Genomic DNA, 19,230 nt, shown 5'->3' on the forward strand with positions numbered 1-19,230 from the left:
GTCGAAGAGGTTGAGAGGTCATGCCACTGAGTAGTCGCATTTCGAGGTCCGTAGCTGAGCAGAGTGCAGTGGCTGTGAGACTGGAGAAGGGCACTCGCATAGCTGTGGCCCAATCAGCTGGCCCCAGGCTCGCCGGGAAGCGGGGGGTTGTCGTCGGAAATGGCGCGACCATAAACCAACTCAGGGTTCAGCTGGACAGTTCCAAGCACTGCATAACTCTTCACGTGCGTTTCCTGGGCCGGGAAGCTGAGCCTTAGCTGACGGGGTGCCAAAATTTTATGAATTGGAGAAAGCGACCGTGACTCCTGATGAGCTAACCAAAGAGGAGCGTGGGCAGCTTGTCGAGAAGCGACGCACGGCATGACAGCGACGTCGTGGGTCGTTGTTCACGCGCCTGCATCGCCACCGGCGGGCTTTTGCTTCGTGCAAACGCCCGCGGGCTAAGTTGGTCTGTAATAGGTTAACGCAGCTACACCCATTGGGAAGTAGCGATTTTGAAAAAGGAAAATTGGAGCAGCTAATATGTCAATCGTAAGGGCTACTGCTTTGTTTGTGATTGTCGCATTAGGCGGCGCGGGGAGCTTGGGGCTGGCAACCAAACGATGCCGTGTTTGCCCGTAGCGCTCCGAGCTCACCGCGAACATCGTTGAAGCGCCGGCCTAACGGGATAAAGGTAGTTTATGCGGCTCGCTGTCATAATCATACTCGCCACCGTGCTCGCCACTTGTTCGCGCGAAGATGACGTAACCGGTTCGACAAATGCTTGCGCCGCAAAGTTATACTCCGTGTTCGACCCTAAAAGGTTTGATCAATGCGTCAACACCTGCATCAAGTGCGACCACGGTGTGATGACAACGTGCTCGACGTCTTGCCGTTTGAAGGGCGCCCGCTAGAAACTCTCGTTCGTCTTGTGGAGGAAATCGCGAACGCCATGAGCTGATCGACGCAACGCTAATGGTTGCAGCGGGTTCGTTTCAGGCGCTCCAAGGGCGGCCGCTTCATTGATAGTAAGTCGACCTTGTACCACCTTTACCAGATCAGCCCTGTAGCCCTAGCCTTGAGCCCGAGTTGGATCAGCCGTCGAAAGGCTTCTGAGCGGGTTGTCCTTTCAGTGATTGAGTAGACGTCAACCGCGTCGACCATGTCCTGAGGCAACTGCAGCTGGACACTGGTGCCCCATCGCCCACCAGAGGCCGCTGGCGTCTTTTTGGTGCTACCTTAATTGCCTTCTTCATGATTGTGGGGCCACCTTAAAAATCAGACCGACGGGAAGATGACAGCTTCCGCGTCTGGCCTAAGGTACGACACACAAAACTAGTGAGGTCTGATCGAAGTTGAAGATGCTGTCCGCAGCGGCACAGTAGGCATCAATGGAGGTCTTGATCCAGGTCCCGTAGCAATCGATTGAGAAAATCGCTGGCGTGATCATATTGCGCACTGCCGTTCACAATCTGATGTGCGAGCGGCGATAGAGTGTTGCCGGCGGCCTCTGAGCCGATCAGTCTCGCGCGGGTCGACCACTTTTCCAATAGATCGTCCGGGATATCATCGCTCGATCCGAACAATCTCAGCAACCGGTCTTCAGCTATGCCATTGCAATCGTGATGAGCCTTGGCCGCATAAAGGGCAAACAATCCACGGAAGGCATCACGGGAAACGGAGGGCTTTCCCATCGCAAATGATCCCGTAAACAGTCGTCAATGGGAGCAAGTCTGAAGCGTCCTGCGGGAAAAGCCAGCAAAAAAACGGGTTGCGTCGCATCATAAACAAAGAGGCCGCCTGAAGGCGGCCCCGTTAGTTCAATGTGACGCTGACAGAAACGTGCTCAAACTAGCTGCGCGGCACGTGCCGCGCTAGCTCCGGGTAAAAATAGATACGCGATAAAACGTGCCAGCCCCGGTGCCCGGAGCATGCCATGGTGACTTGGCGCTGCCTAGCCAAATCTGACAAACCTTCGGGATAATGTTGCAATTCTTGTTCTATGTTAGCTTTGGTCCAGCGGGAACGCAGCCCCATTTGCTTGTAACCGTTGTCCGGCCGGCCCCGCTGAAAAAATGTTAGCGGTGTGGACACAGTTGGTCTGGGCAACGGGCCCGGCAGCGGTCTGGAGGGAGTGGCGATAGTCGGGGGCCGCCCTGCCAGCGGGGCTGGCGTCTAAACAATGGTGAGATCGAGGTCATCGTTCCTACGGACCGCCACGTAGTCGCGGTAAGGCCGCATACCATCCGGCTGCCTCCGAGGCGGAAACCGACCGAGGTGGGGTGATGTGGTCTGAAATCTTCATCTCGGCGAGTGACACAATAGCATCTCGGACCGATGCGTTCAGGATCGCGATGCGCGAAGAGGACAGGGCTGCCGCTGCATGAGTTTTGGCAGGCATAAGATACCGGAAGGTTGCGCTGGTGGATCAGTTTAATCGCTGGCGCTCGCGGATTTGATGCCCCAGGCGATTTATAGCGCCTCGACAGCTTGGCTAATGTCAAAAACCCTTCATTTTGAAAACTAGATGTATGTCTTTCAAAATTTCCTTGATTACCCGGCAAGCCTCGTCCAGGTCGGGAGGCCTGATGTCTGTCATTTTTTCGGGATAGCGTAAAACGAAATCTTTGTGCAACGGTGTTAGAAACTCGATAAATTTGATCCTGGCCCGGCTGAACATAAGACCGAAGGTAGCGCAGGGCTTCATTGCTCGAAGAAGATCGTGGCTTTTATAATCGCCGGGGTGCTGGTGTTGATGCGCGATGAGGTATGCCGCAAGCATGTCGCGTGTCCAAGCATACCGATCACATGAGGAGCGTAGCGCGAGGGGTGAGGCTAGAAGTTGGCTGTTTTATCTTTTCAAAATGAGTCCCATTGCGCGCGCCATTCGCCTCACTGATCCGGTGTGCCGACCCAGCGCCGCCGCTATCTCCGACACGACACGACGCCGCGCCAGCCAAGCGAGCCGCTTTCGTTCAGCCTGCGTCCATTCCTTTGGCTTAGACGATTTCATTTCGATATGGTCGAATGATCTCGATGCGACCGACATTGGGAAATCTACGGGTAGCGGCGAGATCAAGGCACGGCGGGGCGCTCCGAACGAAGATAAGATTGAATTCACGGCAGTCGGTGCTGTGGCGGCGCCCCTACCGCCGGCAGGCTGCCCGGGCACCCGGTAGTGCCGTTGATTTATCGCAAGACAGCGCGGGTCGAGCGGCGGCAAACTTAGCTTGTAGCCGAACAGCTTGCCGACGATGTTGCTCAGGCTATGGGCCCGGCTTCTACACACCGGTCCCTTCTTTTTTGCGCCAATCAATTCCTAGCTTACGATCAGCCACGTCAGCCCGGCGATCGTGCCGTAAAAGCCCGCGAGTGCAACAAGTACGAAAGCTCGCTCGATTTTGTCCATTGAATTTCCCCCGCAAGAAAGCCAATCGGAAAAGACGAAGGTTACTCCCGCTCAGGTTCGGTTCAAGCGCTCTTGTCAAGTTACGGCAACCACAGGGCTGTGGATAACGGGGAAAATGCGACGCCGTTGTTGGTAAGCACGCGCGGCGCCGACTACGGCGCGCGCCGATTTGTCACTGCATCAAAGTTTCGCTGTTGCGCCGGTGGCGTCAAAGACAATCCTGAGCAGCACTTCACAGAATAGTATCACGGTCGGTGCGTAGTTTACGTTGCGGTGCCGGCAACTGGCATGGGAGGCGCAAGTATTCACTTTCGTATGTATTGAACCCCGGAAGGCCGCCCATGGCTGACGTCAGCGGCCTTTGTTTTGTCCCGGGTCCTGCCGGACCCATTTCCGGGCCATGACCACAAAGCTCCCGTCCGGATTGGCCTTGATCTGAAACTCTCCGCCATAGACTTGGCGCATGCCCTCGGCGATCAGAAGTGCGCTTTCGAGTGGGCTCAGTCCTCTGCAGGTCTCGGTGAGCCCTTCAGCGAGCTGTGGATCTGTGTCCTGTTCAGAGCGCTTGCGTGCCATCGTGATCTTTCGCGAGAGCGGGCCCCAGCTCTGGGGGCTAGGGGGATTGCGAGCTGGGGCCGCGCCTGGAGATATCAGGAAAACCTGGCAATTGCAGTAACGTTCCTAACGAAAAGTCTCTCAATTGAGCGGGTCCATGACTCGCGAGAACAGCTCCTTAGGCTGTTGGCACGTGCCGTGGGACGCATTGAGGCGCGAGTGATACCTCTAGAGCCGCACCGTGGCACCTGCGCTGTCACACTTCAGGCGAGAGGGCCACCGTTCTGCAACAGTGGCCCCCGCGGGGTTTGCAATGACGCTCCTTATGACGCCCTTTAAGCTTAAGTCCACTTACACGAGGCGGAACGCCGCATGCTGGTTGCGCCGACGATAGGCCAAGCAACCAACGCTGAAGAACCCCAAGACCATCATCGCCCAGGTCGCGGGTTCAGGCACGGCAGAGATGTTGGCCGCTTGGATCACTTCCAGACCGCCGGATGCGTTCGCAAAGGTCGCGCCAATTGTAAAGACCTCGGCGCCCGCGTTGTTGGCAATCGTGTTGTTAAGTTGGATTTGTTCGGCCGGCGAGAGTCCGAAGATCAACCCCGAACCGCCGACTCCGCCTGCTTGCTGCAGAAGGGTTTGATTAAGGGGGGTACTGTGCTGTTCAAGCAGAGTCCCGCTTGAACTGAAAACGTTCAGCGTGATCGTATTGGCAAGGCTGGCGTAGGTCGCCAGCGTGCTGTTCGCAGTCGTGACCGATGGAGGACTTTCGGATCCCGGCTCTGACAAGTTCACGATCAGCCCTAGCTGGCTCGCGCTAGTAATGCCGAGGTCAGCCAAGGTGAAGGTGGTGGACTGAGACGCACCGGTCTTGGCATTCCCGAAGGTCGTGCCATTGAAAAGGACGCCTCCGCTTTCCGTAGTCGATCGCCCTGGCGACTGAAGGGTCAAAGCCGTCGTAGTAGCACCTATGCCTTGACCACTCAGGTCGGCCGCGGAGATTAGTACAAGCTCGGCGCTTGCAGGCGTAGTAGCTAGGCCTGCAGCGAGAGCTGCTGCCGCAAGTAAGATGGATTGTCTCATAGCCAGTCCCTTTCGACACAACGCACCCGCCCCAGTCAGCAAGCTGCCTTATGCCGTTTGTTCCCGCTCTATCCCCGGTTAACGATTTCAGAAAAAGCTTCTATTCCAAAGGTAATAGTAAGATGTTTGCCGAAAAATCCCGACAGGTGTTAGCCGACTGAGACGCCCAAACCTAGCGCGCGCACGCCACCCCTCCGCAGATAGAACCAAGGCCTGTCCGAAAGCTGCTAGGGGCATGACGCAAACCGGCCGCATCAGGGAATACTGCCGCGGCCCTGCGTGTGGTCAAATGAGCCCGGGTGAATTGATCTAAGCGAATATTTGGCCAGCCCCGGTGAGATGATCGTACTGCAGCATCTCAGGCTTGTCGGCAGAAGGCTGTTCGTCAGACGGCGAGCGCGTCGAGAATGCAGCTCGCATGCGGCCCTGAAATAGCCAGGTGAGATTAAGGTAAGAGATCAAGGTTAGTGCGCGGGCTGAGCAACTTCCGGCTCTGAAAGCCGTTCAGGCGGAAGGGGTCGCGCCGCCGCGTTAGCTCGGTGCGTCGGCAAGCTCGCGAACAGGGCCTACTGTTTTACAAGAGCTAGGCCGGGAGGATTTTTCCTGATGGGAGATCACCACGATATTTTGGCATTTCAACGGAAGCTGGCGCACTGTCGCGAGCTGATCAAAGAGTTTCCCGACGGCCCAACGGCGAAGCACATCCGAGAGCTTGAGGAGGAACTGAGATCGGCGCCAGCAGCCGAACTACATGATCTCAAGCGGCAGTAAGCGCCGAGCCAAATCGCAGTGGCCAATCGGTCAAACTTGATAGCTGCACGTCGCTTTTGTCAGAAATTGGGAGCAATTCCCTAGGTTTCAGGATTCATATTGATGCTCGCTGCCGTTCCTCATGGCAAGCACAGCTCGCAACGCAAGATTTTGGCTTACCTTATCGATCGACCCGAGAGATGGAGAGAGGAAGCGGTGGCCCCTTCGAATGGCCGCCGCATCGAACTGCACCGACAGCACGGCCAGCGTCAACTTCATCTCGTTTAGCTTTTGCGATCGATCGTCCTGATCCATAGAGGACGTCCTAACGTCAATTTGACGTACAGTTCAGATCCGCCTACGCGGTCACTTCGCGGATTTGGACCTCGCGAATGCTCATTCCTGAATCCAACAACTCTATTAGCCAGCGTGGCCGCTTGCCTCGGCCATCGCTCCGTTGAACCAGACGGAAGCGGCCATTGCTATTAATGGTTAAGGAGATCTAATTTGTTCGGTCTCTATTCTTGCTTATTAAAATGCTTTTAATAGAGTGACCCGGCCTCGGCTATATACCTGAGGATATAGACCCGGGGTGAGGGTTTAGCCGATGCTCAGAAATTGCCCAGACGATGAACCGTACGCTCGCTGCATCCGGCTGGTGATCGCTGAACGGCTGCCGATCCTTTTGCAGGGGCTAACCTCCGTATTTTCAACCCAGAGCGATTTTGAGATTATCGCGTCGTGTAGCGATGCGACAGCCTTGCTTGAAGCGGTCCAGACGTTCTCGCCCGATATCGCGCTTATTTCCGATTCCTTGCCCCGGCCGACCCTTTCCGCGATCCTCACTATTGTTAAAGCTGAGAAGTTACCCACCCGGCTGGTGTTGTTTACCGAGCATGAACACGACGAACTCACATCGGCGATTGCGGCTGGCGATTGCGGTGCAATTTCTAAATTGGTGTCCTCTGATACTCTACTGGGACTTTTGAGGTCGATAGCTGAGCGGTCTGCGCCGCCGGAAGGATCCCAATCGCCAGTTGAACATGAGTCCGACAGCGTCAAACTGGAAAAAGTGCTGGGACTACTAACTCAGCGGGAGCGGCAAATTGTACAGCTCGTGTCGGACGGACTGTCGAACAAGGAGATTGCTCGTCAATTAAACTTGTCTCTCGGCACAATCAAAGTGCATCTCCATAACATATTTCAGAAGCTCGCAATAAATAACAGGACCATGCTCGCCACCCTTGCAGTATCGCAACGGTCGGCCGGTCTCGGTACGCTGTTGCTCACCGCATATGCGTTCGCAATGCTGGACGACGTCAAAGCATCGGACAATGACTCCTTCGATGAGGACGACAGCACTCGGTCTAACGGCGGCCCCGACCACTTGGGATTTACGCCAAGGAGATCAGGCGTGCCGAACACCGTCGAAGAGAACAACAAGATCACGGCTTCGGCAGTTTTTGATAGCAAGGCCGGGGTAAGAACGTCTCCAGCGATCTCAGGCTCGCTTGAGGCAGGTCACCCAATCATTCTGTCTGCTTCCGCTAGAAGCGAGGCCCCGCCTGGATCGGGCAGTCTCCAGCCTCCTAGTTCTTCACCATTGCTACCGATGGCAAATTACCAAATCGGTGCAGTGGCGCAACAGCAATTCCCTGTGCCCCCGCTTAGTGCGAACCAGATGAAGGGCGCTAGTTATGGCATTTTTACCGCCTTGGCGGGTGCGTGGATATTCGCACTTGAAAGCTCGCGTGCTGTAGCACAATCACTCGGCACGGGAGAAGAACAGTCCGACGATCTGATTGTCGCCATCAATCACACCGCAACAAAACCGGGATCGACAACGGGCCATCGCGAGTTCACGTCGGGGGCGGGCACGATCAACCTGACAGCATTCGGCTCCTTGGCGTTGCTGCAGATGAGGTCGGCTAGCCAGTCAGTGCCGCCCCACACCCTCGCATGGATCTATAACTCCGCGACCGACGAAACGATCGTTTACGTGAATCAAACGGATCGCAGCCTAGATGTTGGTGATGCTAGTCTGCTGGAGATTCATGTTCGAGGATTTGTTTCGGCCGAGACCTTACATTCCATGTTCGGGTCGCAGGCCGCACTGGCTGCCGCTGCGAGTTTAGAGAACACGGATGCTGTAGGTATCACCGACAAAGATGTTTCTCTGACGACTGACGCTGCGGATCCCTTTTTTCAATCTGATGCGGAAGAGGGCGCAAGCGGGTCGGCTCATCTCTGGACCATGCCGGCGGACAATGGCTTTGGCTTACATTTTGAACGCGCCCGGATCGGCGCCAACATTTCGTCGAGGAGCACCAGTGCAAGCGGCGATTTGCCTAATTCAACGCAAGAGACCAACGACCGGGTTAGCACCTCAGTCAGCGTTTCACCGATCGTGCTCGCTGGTATCAAAGCAACAAACACTTTCGACGAGATCATCACATCAAAAAAGGAAGCCCTCGATAGAAGTAGCGGCGGTTTACCGACTGAGCATGACAAAGTAGCGTCAAACTCTGGACCTGAGTTTTCGGAGTTTGCCATGCTTGGAGCGGCAGCCGAACCAGCTGCCGCGCCAGGCAACAGCGGAGCTCATTCAAACGCGCAGCACGCTTCCGAGACGACTACCGAGGTGGCTGCGGCAGCCGGCCCGGCCGAACCAGCTGCCGCGCCGGGCAACAGCGGAGCTCATTCAAACCCGCAGCACGCTTCCGAGGCGATCTCCGAGGTGGCTGCGGCAGCCGGCCCGGCCGAACCAGCTGCCGCGCCAGGCAACAGCGGAGCTCATTCAAACGCGCAGCACGCTTCCGAGGCGACCTCCGAGGTGGCTGCGGCAGCCGGCCCGGCCGAACCAGCTGCCGCGCCAGGCAACAGCGGAGCTCATTCAAACGCGCAGCACGCTTCCGAGGCGACCTCCGAGGTGGCTGCGGCAGGCGAGCCGGCAAGCGCCGCAATACCGATTTTTGCCTCGGGCTCCGTCAGCTCGGAGACAGCCGTCGATGCAATCGCCACGAGCCCGGACTTCAACAATGGCGCGGGCCACGCGGGCCAAGGCATCTCGACACCCATTCCGAAGTTGACAACCAGCGATTTATCGGATCCCGGTGGCCCTGCTGCAACCAGCTCTGAGATCGGCGGCGTCGACAGAGAACAGGCGTTCCACTTCGACAGCTTTGCTAGCGCTTCCAATGTCGAAGCCCATCCCAAGCTCGAGGCACTCAACGATGTGCCCGTTCAGTTCGTTCCCCACTTCGAATTAAGGGCCATCCTCAAAGGAGGGGAACCTCCCTTGGTGGATCACGCAATTGATCACAGGAGCGATGCATTGCATCATGCTATGGTAAGTTCGCACAACGATCTCATAGTTTGATGATAGCTATTGTTGTCGCAATGGCAGCCTTCGCTGGTTCTCCTCTGGCCGCCGAAGACAGTGGAGATCGTCGGGCAAACGCTCCTACTGATCTTTAGGGGATGAAGCCGACGCCGCATCACTCGCATGCCCGAGCAGACGCAGAAGATAGCGCAGGTTCGTCCGATCTATCATTGAATAGCCTCGCCCCATTCGGGCGGCGGGGATCGTCCTTTGACACGCAACCGTGCGCGGCAGGATCATTGAGGTTGCAGCGGCATTGCGTCGCCCGGGCAGCAGAAGGCCGCGCGCATCTCGCCAGCGTGTGACGGGAAACCGTCGCGCAAGTTGCGGTTTTCGCGCCGTTTACGAGCAGGGCCGCACAACACTACGACCGGATAATCAAACTCGGGCGGTGGACAGGCTTATTCTAAGCCGCCTTATGCAAGGCAGGAAACAATAGCCAAGACAACATCCGCGCCGAGGTCGCCAGAATACATCGAGAACAGTAATCCTGCACCGAGAGCGACTGCAACCAGTTTGAGCATGATCATTTGGAATCCCCTCTCACCACGGGTGCAACATACGCTCGGTCTGTTTCTGGCATGCTTCGAGGAAACAATAGATCGTTTCGTTGACCCGACTGTTACCAAGGGCGTCCTAGCCGCTGGTCCAAGAGGGTGCGCAAATTTTAGGCACATTGCACCGGAGTCGCAATTGACACCCGATATCGGGTTGTGCGTTTCAAGGACGCGGGTCCTTGTGCGTGACACCTAAGCCCGGCTTGCCTCGTGCCATCCATCCGCGCGGCCTCTGTCGTAAAGCGACAGGAGCCTTTTAGTTCGTCCAGGAACTTAGCCCGAGGGACGCCTGGCCGTTTTCTCTCGATGGAGGGCGAGCTCCGCTCTTGCGAGTGCCTGAGCCTTCTCTAGTGCCTCTGCCCCGGTCAACAGGTTCGGCGCGAGCCGCCGTCCGGGGATATTGTCCCAATAGAAGTAGACGCTGGGCGGTCCATCGGCGAAGCAGACTTCGTAGCTGCCGGTCTGGGGCACAGCTTCGTGTGTTCGTTGGGGACAGCGAAAGGCTGCTGGTTACTGCCCAAGAGCGATCACCCTCAAACGCTCGGCAGCTTCGTCCGAAGCACGAGCAGAGCCGTGCTTGTGCGGCCCGACTGGATCCGTTCCTCACAAGGATTATTGGAAACGATTGATGCCGAGAAAAACATCTGGCTGCAGCTCGCAAAACCCACAAAGGTCAAGCTTGATCTGCACAAACGGCCTCCACGAGTTTCGCAGGTTAGCAGGCAGCGACAGCGGAGCCCGCCGCATCGCGGGCATCTATCAGTTGAGGTTGAGAGCCCTGTCGGATGGGTAGCAGGTGAACGCGAGATGATGAAGCAGCGGCGCGAGACGCGTGGAATAAGCGTTTTAAGCCCTGCGAAAGTGCGGGCTCTTCACTGTAACGCAGTTTTGTTGGCGGCAAATATTAGTGCGACCTGAAAGACCGGTCCTGAGGCCGTCCGCACCTCGATGGCAATATCCGACCGATGATCTTGGCCCGCAACTTCTTTCGCCATGTCCCGCGCCAGTTGCGCCAAGGTGCCCGCAGCCTCCACCTCGGCATCTGTTTGCAACTGCAGTTCCACGCCTTCCTCATCGGAATACAGGTCCAACCCGCCTCTGACATCGAAAGAGTATCGGGTCACAGCACGCCTTTCCAGTAGCGGTTGAGGTGCGGAAGTGCCCACCAACAAGCAGAACCTTGTCGGCCTAAAAACCAGACCCAGAATGTTTTCGTGCATATCAGCGCAGTGGACGCGCCGGCTTATCGGGCTCGGCTGAGGGCCAGAAAATCTCATAAAAGGTCAACTTGATCGCAAGCGCTGCAAGAGCAGCGTGGAAATCTGCGTGTTTAGCTGTTGCGGCCATAACACTGCGGCTTTGATCATTGCATTTTTTGTCCGAGGGCTCTCAGGAGCGCGTGGAGAAATTCACTTGCATGGTCGTATTGCGCGTGGCCATCAGTGATTTGAGTTTGACGGGCGCGCGGCTCCATTGGGCGGCCAACGGTTTCGGAGCCGAGCAGATCAACTCTGTCCGATCACTGCAGCACTAAACTATCGGGAATGTCTTCGGCAAATCCGAATAGCTCCAGAAGGCAATGTTCGCCCTCGGGTTTATGATCAGGGTGAGCCTTCGCAGCGCAGAAAGCGAACAACCCGCGAAAGGCATCACGGGAAACGGCAGGTTTGCCATTGCAGCGTGTCCCGCGAAAAAGCTAGGTTTAATACAGCGCAATTCTGAAGCCGTCGTGCGGGAAAAGCCAGCAAAATTCACCTTTGCACTGCAACTCATTACAGGGAGGCCGCCCGAACGCGGCCCCATCAGTTCATTACGGTGATCGAGAATCGTGCTGAAATTAGCTGTCCCCACCGATCCGACGCGGGCGGCGCGACAAAATAGATCAGCGAAGAGAGTGCCCGCCGCAGTGTCGGAGGATGGCAAGGTGGCTTACCTCCGCCCAGCAACATCGGACAAATTTCGGGACAATGTTGCAACTATTACGCGATGTTCTATTCAGTTTCTTCCAGCTCCGGCAGTCTCTCGGAGCAGGGCGCCGGATCACGTCCGTGCGCCGGCAAGCTCGGCAGCTCGGGGTGCTGCTCTACAAGCGTGGATCGTCGGCGGGATTTTCAGATCAAGGCCGGCATTCGCTTACATCCATTTAGAAGAAGGGGGCGCCTTGCGGCGCCCCGTCGTTGTAGATGAGCTCCATTCAACTAGGTGGAATGACACGTGCTGATTGCGCCGACGATACGCCAAGCAACCAACGCCGAAAAATCCCAAGATCATCATTGCCCAGCTGGAGGGTTCAGGAACGGCAGAGATGTTAGCCGCTTGTATCACTTCCAGACTACCACGCGTTCGCAAAGGTCGCACCAACTGTAAAGACCTCGGTGCCCGCGTTGTTGGGCAGTCGTGTTATTGAGTTGGATCTGTTCGGCCGGCGTAAGTCCGAAGATCAACCCTGAACCGCCGACCCCGGGTGATTGTTGCAGCTTGGGGGCTGTGCTGTGCTGTTCGAGCAGAGTCCCGCTTGAACTTAAAACGTTTAGCGTGACCGTATTGGAACGGTTGCCATAGGTCGCCAGAGTGCTGTTAGCAGTCGTGACTGATGGAGGACTTTCGGATCCCGGCTCTGACAAGTTCACGATCAGCCCTAGCTGGCTCGCGCTAGTGATGCCGAGGTCAGCCAAGGTGAAGGTCGTGGACTGAGACGCACCGGTCTTGGCGTTCCCAAAGGTCGTGCCATTGAAAAGAACGCCTCCGCTTTCCGTAGTCGATCGCCCTGGCGACTGAAGGGTCAAAAGCCGTTGTGGTAGCACCTATGCCTTGACCGGTTAGGTCGGCCGCGGCGATTAGTACAAGCTCGGCGCTTGCAGGCGCGGCAGCGAGGGCCTGCGGCGAGAGCCGCTGCTCCAAGTAAGATGGATTTTCGCATAGCGAGTCCCTTTTGACACAACGCACCCGCCCCAAGGCAGCATGCTCTATGCCACTTGTTCCGCTTTATCGAGCGTTAACGAGCGAAATGAAAATGCCTCTATGGCATAAGTAATAGGAAGGCGCTTGCCAAGAGATCCCGGCCTACGCTAGCCCCGCGGCAATCTGCACACATTGCCAGCTTCTGCCCACCGTGGTCGTCGGTCGGGAGAAAGCGGGTGTAAGGAAAGACTACCACGTCCGTTGAGCTACTCCGATCGCTGTTAATGTCCCTAAGCCGAAGGGTGTCCTTAGCTGAGGTGATGTCCTGTCGCTGCTAAACCGGACGTTTTGGGTGAGCGGAGGCATTATTCCTTTCGCGCACCAGCCGGGCGAGACTGTTTACATATCGTGACGCTTCAACAGCCTCTTTAGTGCGCCCACCATGCTGGAAGTTGCCATTGAGCTTCCCGGTCGGCGCACCGCCGTGGGCGCCGTGCATCCGACAGACGCGATATCCCGTCACCGCCGGCGATCGACAGGGTTGGCCGGTTCGCTTTGAGTTGGCTTGGCACCTGGGAGCTAAATTGCAGCGGTGCATGGGGTTGTCGGTCATCCGGCTTTTTGCCCCCTCCCGGCCTTCACGAGCTCCGGCTCCATAAACTGCTCTATGGGCACCTCGCGCTTTGCCTGCAGCGCAGCGTCGTGGTGATGGTCTCTGCAATCATCGCCTGGTCCGCATTAACTTGCTAGACGGTTATCGACTGCTGCCCTCGGGCTCGATGGTGGTCCAGCCTTTCAGTCAACATCAGCACGGTACGCGTCGACTTGTCGGCAAGCTGCAGGTATTTTTATTCGCGCGCCTGGAAACGTTTTTTTGAAGGCGTTTTAAATCACTGATATCGCTGCCGGGCCAGACACAACTTGTCAGGCTCCGTCGAGCTAAAACGCTGTTTCGGTTATCCTTAAATCCTCAATGGTCTTTCCGTTTCTGAGAAGTGCATAGACCCATTGCGGCGTCTTTCCGCGTCCCGACCATGTCTGCGAAGGTTCATCCGGATTTTGATACTTCGGAAAAACTTTGGGATATGGCCGCCGTCGTTCCGTTGACGGCGCGTCGTGAAGCAATTGGCTGAGCCTCGTTTCGAGTTTTGTTTTCTCAGCCATCAACCGCTTGGCAAGCAGGGAGCCAACTTGTGAGTAAATTTCCCACAGCTCGTCATCCGACGCCGTATCAATGTTCACTTTCATCACCTTGCCTCAAAGGCAGAAAAAAATCATTTTAAAAAAATGAAGGCCGCCTACATGGCGGCCTTCATCGATCAATTAGAAGACCGCAGGCTTAGGCGATACGGAACGAACTATGCTGCTTCCGGCGATAGGCCATGAAGCCAACGCCCGCGAACCCAAGAACGAGCATTGCCCAGGTCGAGGGCTCAGGTACCGCCCCGGCGATCGTCGTAACTCCACCCAAGCGCACCTGCCGAACATCGTCGAGCTCACCATTAGCCGATATCGTGATCGTGCGAATTAACTGATTGTCCAACGACGACACGTTGAAGAAGCCGCTGTTATCAATAGCCAGAGTGTCGGTGAAAATGCCTCCGAACTGATCCAGGGCTGTAACCGTTATCTCCGTTGCACCGCCGGTTTTTGAGGGAGTTACCTTGAACACTCCATCGGTATAGGCTTGCGTAATATTTGTCAGCGTCCACGACAAATCCATAATGTTGCCGTCGGTACCGGTGATCGTCGCCTGACCGCCAGACCCTACCAAAGCTTCTAAGCCCGTAAATGTAATAGCCGTCGGCGTCTTGGCATTCGTCGTTGTATAGAGCGTCTTGCCGTCGGCTGAGGAGGTCGGGTTTTGGTACTGCACGAGCTCATCAAAATCTCCGTTCCCGGTGTTGATGACGAGATTAGCATTTGCTGCAGACGTTAGCGCAAATGCTGCCGTAAAAGCCATCGATGCAATTAGTCGTGTCTTCATATCTAAACTCCTTACAAAAAATTGAACTGGCTAATTGTTTAACAGATTTAAAGGTTTTTAATGGCTGCAGTCTATATACCGAAAGATATAGATGACAGGTTGTCGGCCTATGCCGAAAGATACTAGATGGCTATTTGGCGGCGAGGTGCTTGGCGAACACCCGCTACCCAACTCGTTTTAGGATTGAACTGACCTGCACAGCAGTCCACTGACCACCGCGAGCCGTCGCAACATCGCGGGCATTAAGAGCTTGAGCAATAGCGCGGAGGGATGCAATGGCGCTGCCCATGAATTTCCCTGATGATCGGTGCGACGTTATTTGCGAAGCGGTCTCCGCTAGCCTTTGTGCCCGCCACCGCAAGAGATGCGGAGCTCGGACGCGAGCAGGCGATTCTTGCCAATAACCCGTGATGAGTGATCGAAGGTGCCGGATGCATGACGGGCCGTCTCCAGGCGCTCCCAAGGACAAGAGAGGCGCGCTCAAGCACGGCGGGTACAGCGCAGACGCGATTGCACGACGGCCCGAAATATCGAGGCTGGTTACCGCAATGAAGGATACGACCCGAAAAATAGTGAATACGGGTCATTGCTGAACGGAGTGAACGATGCCGGTATCTCGACGCCAGGATCAAGTGCAATATGCAGCCAGCTCATCGGCCCGAGACGCGGACTCCGCCATCGGCAGGCATGGCGGTCGCTACGGCTCCCGTTGAGGCTGAGAAACGCGAGCCGGCAAGAGTTTCGGCGGGCACCATCCCATCTCTGGAAGAACAGCTCGTCTCCGCAGATACGAAGGGCAGCTACTGACGTTTTAGCAGCCCGCGGGTAGCCAGCGCTTCCTCCACCGCCTTTGCGAGAACGTGGCAGCGTTAATAGTCCTCGGCTTCGCCAAGGTCCGTTCTGGCGAACTCTGGACATGAGCCGCCATCGATGAACCACTTGGTGGCTCCGATTGCAGCAATTACCCGACAATTCGGACACTGCACCTGCATTATGTAGGTATGCCATATCGAACGACGATTCGGATACTAAAAGCGGGGTGGCAACGGCCATCAGCGCGAGCTGCACATCAAGCGCGTGGTCGATTTGGCGGTGATAAAGCCCTGCAAGGCGGCCGAAACATCATCATTGCTGTCGGGCTGGGCGCCGCGCCTGCGCGTCCGCGACCTCGCAAGTGGCGTCCCGCGACCATCCCTCGCTCGCGTTGAAGCACACTTTCCGGCATTGCCTCACTTGGCGAGCTTGTCGAAACCCGCCACGGGCGACCGGCGTGGGTTTGAGTAGCCGGCGGGGTCGATTCAAGGCACCACGGGGCCGCGCTACGGATCCTCGCGCCGGTTCGCACCACGGCGGTCTAATTCTCCTGTCGGTGTTTGCCTGCCGTAAGACCCTGAGGTCGGCTCAGAAATTCGGCACTGCCGGCCAACGTCAGATAGCTGCTGGCCAGAACGAGAACACTCGACGGCGCTTGACGTCGTTGGCTATCCTCATGACGCTCAGGCAGCCGCCGCACGAAGATGTCGAACGTGGTGACCCATGAGCAAACCAGTCTGACATAGACCAACAAGCGCCTTACTGGCCGCGATCATCAATCGTTGTTTGCATCGCCCGGTGATTGATCTCACTCGAAGGGTCGAATGAAGTCAGACGTGCGGCACTCGCCAGTACCGAGGCGAAGGCCCATATAGCCCAACATGTGGTCAGCATTGGTGATCTCAGACTTGCTATGGCGGATCATGGCCGCTCGCAAGTGTTGCAATCTTTTTTGCTGAGCTCAATTGCGGACTGATGGTAATCTAACTTCTCAACCTTAACGCGGGCGACTGGCAGCCAATGCTGCACTCGAATTCGCACCACCTTGGCTGATCATCCATTCGATGGCGCGTAAAACAAAACCAGCAGGCTGGCCGCCACCTCCCGCCAAGCTGTCTGCCGGGCGGCGCGAGCTTCGGGAGACGACCGGCAGCCAGAGCGATGTTCAGTAGTTGATGGATGTCTGCGCGAAAATGCCCTCGGCACGTTTGTCGCCTGCCAGCCTGAAACGGTATTGCAGCGTCAATTCCCAATATGAGGGGGGCGCAACATATTTGGTCTCACCGAACCAGTACCGGATCGAGCCGCCGACGCCGGCCGAGTAGGCGTCATGAACCGCGAACGAATCATCATAGCTGGCCGCGATCACAGCGTGCGGAAAGAGCACGAGATTCCTGCTGACAGGATCCAGCCGGAAGCTGTGACCAAACCGCCCTTCGAACAATCCGACCAGCTGCGTCTTCTCGAAGAAGCGGTCGACCTCCGTGTAGATGTACCAGGTCGGCCAATGCGTATCGATCGCCCGCAAGTCCGTGCCGACAGAATAGGAATAGGCTCCCCTAAGGAGCGTATCATTGCGGGCCGCGTCACCCAGCCTGAACAGCCTGTCGACCTCGAGGACAAGATTGTGCTCCGAGAACGGCTTCCACCGCGCGCCGGCCATTCCTTGCGTGGTGGGCAGTCCGGTCGGCCCGCCCGCCTGGTCATAAAGCGTCTCGAACACGCGGCCGAAGACCTCGAACAGGGCGCCGTTGCGGTTTCCGAACGCTTCGGGGCGGTAGTAGAGCTCGGATCCGAATTGCGATGTATAGCTGCTTCCGGGCGAGTTGATCGTCAGGAAGGGATTGGGAGCCGATCCAACCTTGCCGTAGGAGATTGAGCTGTTGATACCCCACGTCCGTGTGAGATCGGCGACCGTTCGCCGGGTCTCGAACAGCTTCTGGTCATCGATGTTGATGCGTCCATCAGCTTTCGCTTCGATGCCTTCCTTGAGATACGCAACAGCTTTCGGATTTTGAAACCGCCGCATGGCCGTGTAGCCGGCATCGATGGTGGCACGTGGCGGAAGCGCGCCCTTGGCTTTCGCGCGATCGAACAGCTCCAGAGCCACTTTGTCATTGGCAACGGCAACCCCGATGTAGGCCACGTCCGCTTCCCTGATCGAGGCAAGTTGGCCGCGAGCGATCGCCGCATCAAAGATCGCGCCTGCCTCGGGTTTCCTGCCCAGCTCCAGGAGAGTATTGATCTCGGCCTGGATGGCAGCATCTCGCTGGGTGTTGCTGGTCGATAAGCGCTCCGCAGATTTGAAGTCGCGCAACGCTTCTTCCTTGTGTCCCAGGCTTTGGTTCGCGTAAGCGCGCCGGATCGTGAATTCATAGTCGAGGCGAGTGCGCGGAATGGCCCGGATCGCCCGTTGGGGTTCCCTGGCCTTGAGCGCGGTGTCGACCAGCGCGAGACGGACATTCCGGACTTGCTCGACTGGAAGCCCTCGCGCCAGCGAGGTTTCCCAATCTGCCATCGCACCCCTGTCCTTGCCAATGCGGACACGCGCGAAGCCCCGTTGGGCATAGATCTCGGCGGTCGCCAAACCTTCCGCGATCGCACGGCTCGCGGTGGCTTCCGCCTCAGCCGACCGACCAGCACTGAGCAGCAGGTTGATCAGTAGCAAGCGCGTGCTGGCGATCTCGGGCATGCCCGCAACCGCTTTCCTGGCTTCCTCGATGGCTACCCCGTAATTCCTTGCCCGGCTGGCCTCATAGGCTCGTCCTGCCGCCTCGATGCCTTCGGCCTTCCTGTCGATCGGAGTGGCGATACTCTGAACGTAGGGCGCTTGCAGACTGCATACGGAGCCGTACGGCGTGTCGCGGCAATCCTGCACTGGCATGGGTAAGAGTTTGCCGTCGCCTTTCAGCGTCGCCTTGCCTTCGGCAACCGCATCAGCGTCGCCGATCCGTGTAACAACCAGCGGATCCGTTTTTGGATACGGCTGAAGCAGGGTTTGAACTGCGCGGTAGTCACCGGACGCAAGTGCTGCATCAGCCGCAATCAGCCGAATCTGCTTTTTCTCAGCGTCGGTGAGGTCGGGAAGGGCGAGTGCCGCGTTCAGGTCGGCCACGGCGAGGGTCCGGTTCCCAAGCCTCTGGTAGATGTAGGCCCGCCAGACGACCGGCACATAATTGCCTGGATCGAGCCTGATCGCCTCCGCTGCGGTTTCGGCAGCCGCCGAAAGGCTGTTGTCAGCGAGCTGGGCTGCGAGCAATAGCAGGCGGTAGGACATCACGTCCGGCCCGTACTCCACGGCCCGGCGGGCGGCGCGAATGGCGGCTTTGGTATCGCCGCGTTCCAGCGCCTTGTAGCCCTCCCCAGCCGGTTGCTGCGCGAGGCGCTGGCGAATGCTGGACTGCCGGGACTGCAGTTCCTGGTTGGCGGAAAAGGTTGAAAGCGCCGCCGCTGTCGCCTGCTCGGCTGCTGCGAGATTTCCTGCGGCGATAGTTGAGTCAATCAGCAGCAATCGCAGGCGAAGGATATCGGGACGCAAGTTCACCGATGTTGCAGCCTGGTTTGCTGCGGCTTGATAATTGCCCTGTTCAAACGCCTTATAGGCCGCTTCAGCAGAGGTGTAGGCTTCCCCTTCGAGCGGACGATCCGGATCAGCCGTTTGGGCAGTTACCGGGCAGACCAGGACAAGCGAAAGCACCAGGCCGCCGATGACAGCCTGCAGCTTACGTCGTCCTGGACGTTCTGCGCGCCAGATAATCATAGCCCCCACAGGCATGTGAAACCGAGGAGACCAGCCTAGCTGAGCTACGGA

At 57.2% G+C, this 19,230-nt stretch carries 13 protein-coding genes and 2 pseudogenes; 2 read left to right on the forward strand and 13 right to left on the reverse strand.

The annotated features are described in order from the left end of the window. Nucleotides 1-1,029 precede the first annotated feature (1,029 nt). From BRA1417_RS46255 to BRA1417_RS0113825, 5 genes are all read right to left on the reverse strand, one after another. Complete coding sequence (locus tag BRA1417_RS46255; RefSeq protein ID WP_371259989.1) at nucleotides 1,030-1,155, reverse strand: ribbon-helix-helix protein, CopG family; 126 nt, start codon at nucleotides 1,153-1,155, stop codon at nucleotides 1,030-1,032. A gap of 212 nt (nucleotides 1,156-1,367) precedes the next feature. Then, the gene (locus BRA1417_RS0113805; protein ID WP_035968520.1) at nucleotides 1,368-1,673 is read right to left on the reverse strand and encodes a hypothetical protein; all 306 of its coding nucleotides are present in this window, start codon (nucleotides 1,671-1,673) and stop codon (nucleotides 1,368-1,370) included. Nucleotides 1,674-2,479: 806 nt separating this feature from the next. Continuing rightward, on the reverse strand, nucleotides 2,480-2,761 hold the full coding sequence (locus BRA1417_RS0113810) for a hypothetical protein (protein ID WP_027516252.1): 282 nt from the start codon (nucleotides 2,759-2,761) through the stop codon (nucleotides 2,480-2,482). Nucleotides 2,762-3,739: 978 nt separating this feature from the next. Then, nucleotides 3,740-3,964 (reverse strand): hypothetical protein, encoded by a 225-nt coding sequence (locus BRA1417_RS0113820; RefSeq protein WP_027516253.1) that lies wholly within the window; start codon nucleotides 3,962-3,964, stop codon nucleotides 3,740-3,742. A 330-nt stretch (nucleotides 3,965-4,294) separates the two neighbouring features. Beyond that, complete coding sequence (locus BRA1417_RS0113825) at nucleotides 4,295-5,029, reverse strand: PEPxxWA-CTERM sorting domain-containing protein (RefSeq protein WP_027516254.1); 735 nt, start codon at nucleotides 5,027-5,029, stop codon at nucleotides 4,295-4,297. 606 nt (nucleotides 5,030-5,635) lie between these two features. On the opposite strand from BRA1417_RS0113825, the gene BRA1417_RS44775 reads away from it, so the two are divergent. Further along, nucleotides 5,636-5,800, forward strand: coding sequence for a hypothetical protein (locus BRA1417_RS44775; protein WP_198034828.1), 165 nt, complete (start codon nucleotides 5,636-5,638; stop codon nucleotides 5,798-5,800). An 87-nt stretch (nucleotides 5,801-5,887) separates the two neighbouring features. Here the strand turns inward: BRA1417_RS44775 and BRA1417_RS0113835 are convergent, their stop codons facing one another. Continuing rightward, nucleotides 5,888-6,094 (reverse strand): hypothetical protein, encoded by a 207-nt coding sequence (locus BRA1417_RS0113835; protein ID WP_027516255.1) that lies wholly within the window; start codon nucleotides 6,092-6,094, stop codon nucleotides 5,888-5,890. A gap of 292 nt (nucleotides 6,095-6,386) precedes the next feature. Here BRA1417_RS0113835 and BRA1417_RS41760 point away from each other — a divergent pair, with 292 nt between their 5' ends. Beyond that, entirely contained in the window at nucleotides 6,387-9,158 is a 2,772-nt protein-coding gene (locus BRA1417_RS41760) for a response regulator transcription factor (protein WP_051448340.1), read from the forward strand. 1,432 nt (nucleotides 9,159-10,590) lie between these two features. On the opposite strand, the gene BRA1417_RS0113850 is transcribed toward BRA1417_RS41760, so the two are convergent. The 7 genes and pseudogenes from BRA1417_RS0113850 to BRA1417_RS41765 form a co-directional block, all read right to left on the reverse strand. Next, nucleotides 10,591-10,884, reverse strand: coding sequence for a hypothetical protein (locus BRA1417_RS0113850; protein ID WP_371260019.1), 294 nt, complete (start codon nucleotides 10,882-10,884; stop codon nucleotides 10,591-10,593). 364 nt (nucleotides 10,885-11,248) lie between these two features. Beyond that, nucleotides 11,249-11,641, reverse strand: coding sequence for a hypothetical protein (locus BRA1417_RS44035; RefSeq protein ID WP_156948743.1), 393 nt, complete (start codon nucleotides 11,639-11,641; stop codon nucleotides 11,249-11,251). A gap of 300 nt (nucleotides 11,642-11,941) precedes the next feature. After that, a pseudogene (locus BRA1417_RS46260) lies at nucleotides 11,942-12,025 on the reverse strand (PEPxxWA-CTERM sorting domain-containing protein); the annotation flags it as partial. Between the two features lie 1,533 nt (nucleotides 12,026-13,558). Beyond that, nucleotides 13,559-13,867 carry an H-NS family nucleoid-associated regulatory protein gene (locus BRA1417_RS42770; protein ID WP_084462235.1) on the reverse strand — a complete coding sequence of 103 codons (309 nt, stop codon included), beginning with the start codon at nucleotides 13,865-13,867 and terminating at the stop codon, nucleotides 13,559-13,561. A gap of 91 nt (nucleotides 13,868-13,958) precedes the next feature. Further along, nucleotides 13,959-14,063 (reverse strand): annotated as a pseudogene (locus BRA1417_RS46265) (PEPxxWA-CTERM sorting domain-containing protein); the annotation flags it as partial. Nucleotides 14,064-14,769: 706 nt separating this feature from the next. Then, nucleotides 14,770-14,895: a recombinase family protein gene (locus BRA1417_RS46270; RefSeq protein ID WP_156948744.1), complete on the reverse strand. Its 126-nt coding sequence runs from the start codon at nucleotides 14,893-14,895 to the stop codon at nucleotides 14,770-14,772. Between the two features lie 1,689 nt (nucleotides 14,896-16,584). Beyond that, nucleotides 16,585-19,179, reverse strand: a complete 2,595-nt coding sequence (locus BRA1417_RS41765; protein ID WP_027516258.1) for a tetratricopeptide repeat protein — start codon at nucleotides 19,177-19,179, stop codon at nucleotides 16,585-16,587. Nucleotides 19,180-19,230: the final 51 nt, after the last annotated feature.

Origin of the sequence: Bradyrhizobium sp. WSM1417 (assembly GCF_000515415.1) — a bacterium.
GTDB lineage: Bacteria > Pseudomonadota > Alphaproteobacteria > Rhizobiales > Xanthobacteraceae > Bradyrhizobium.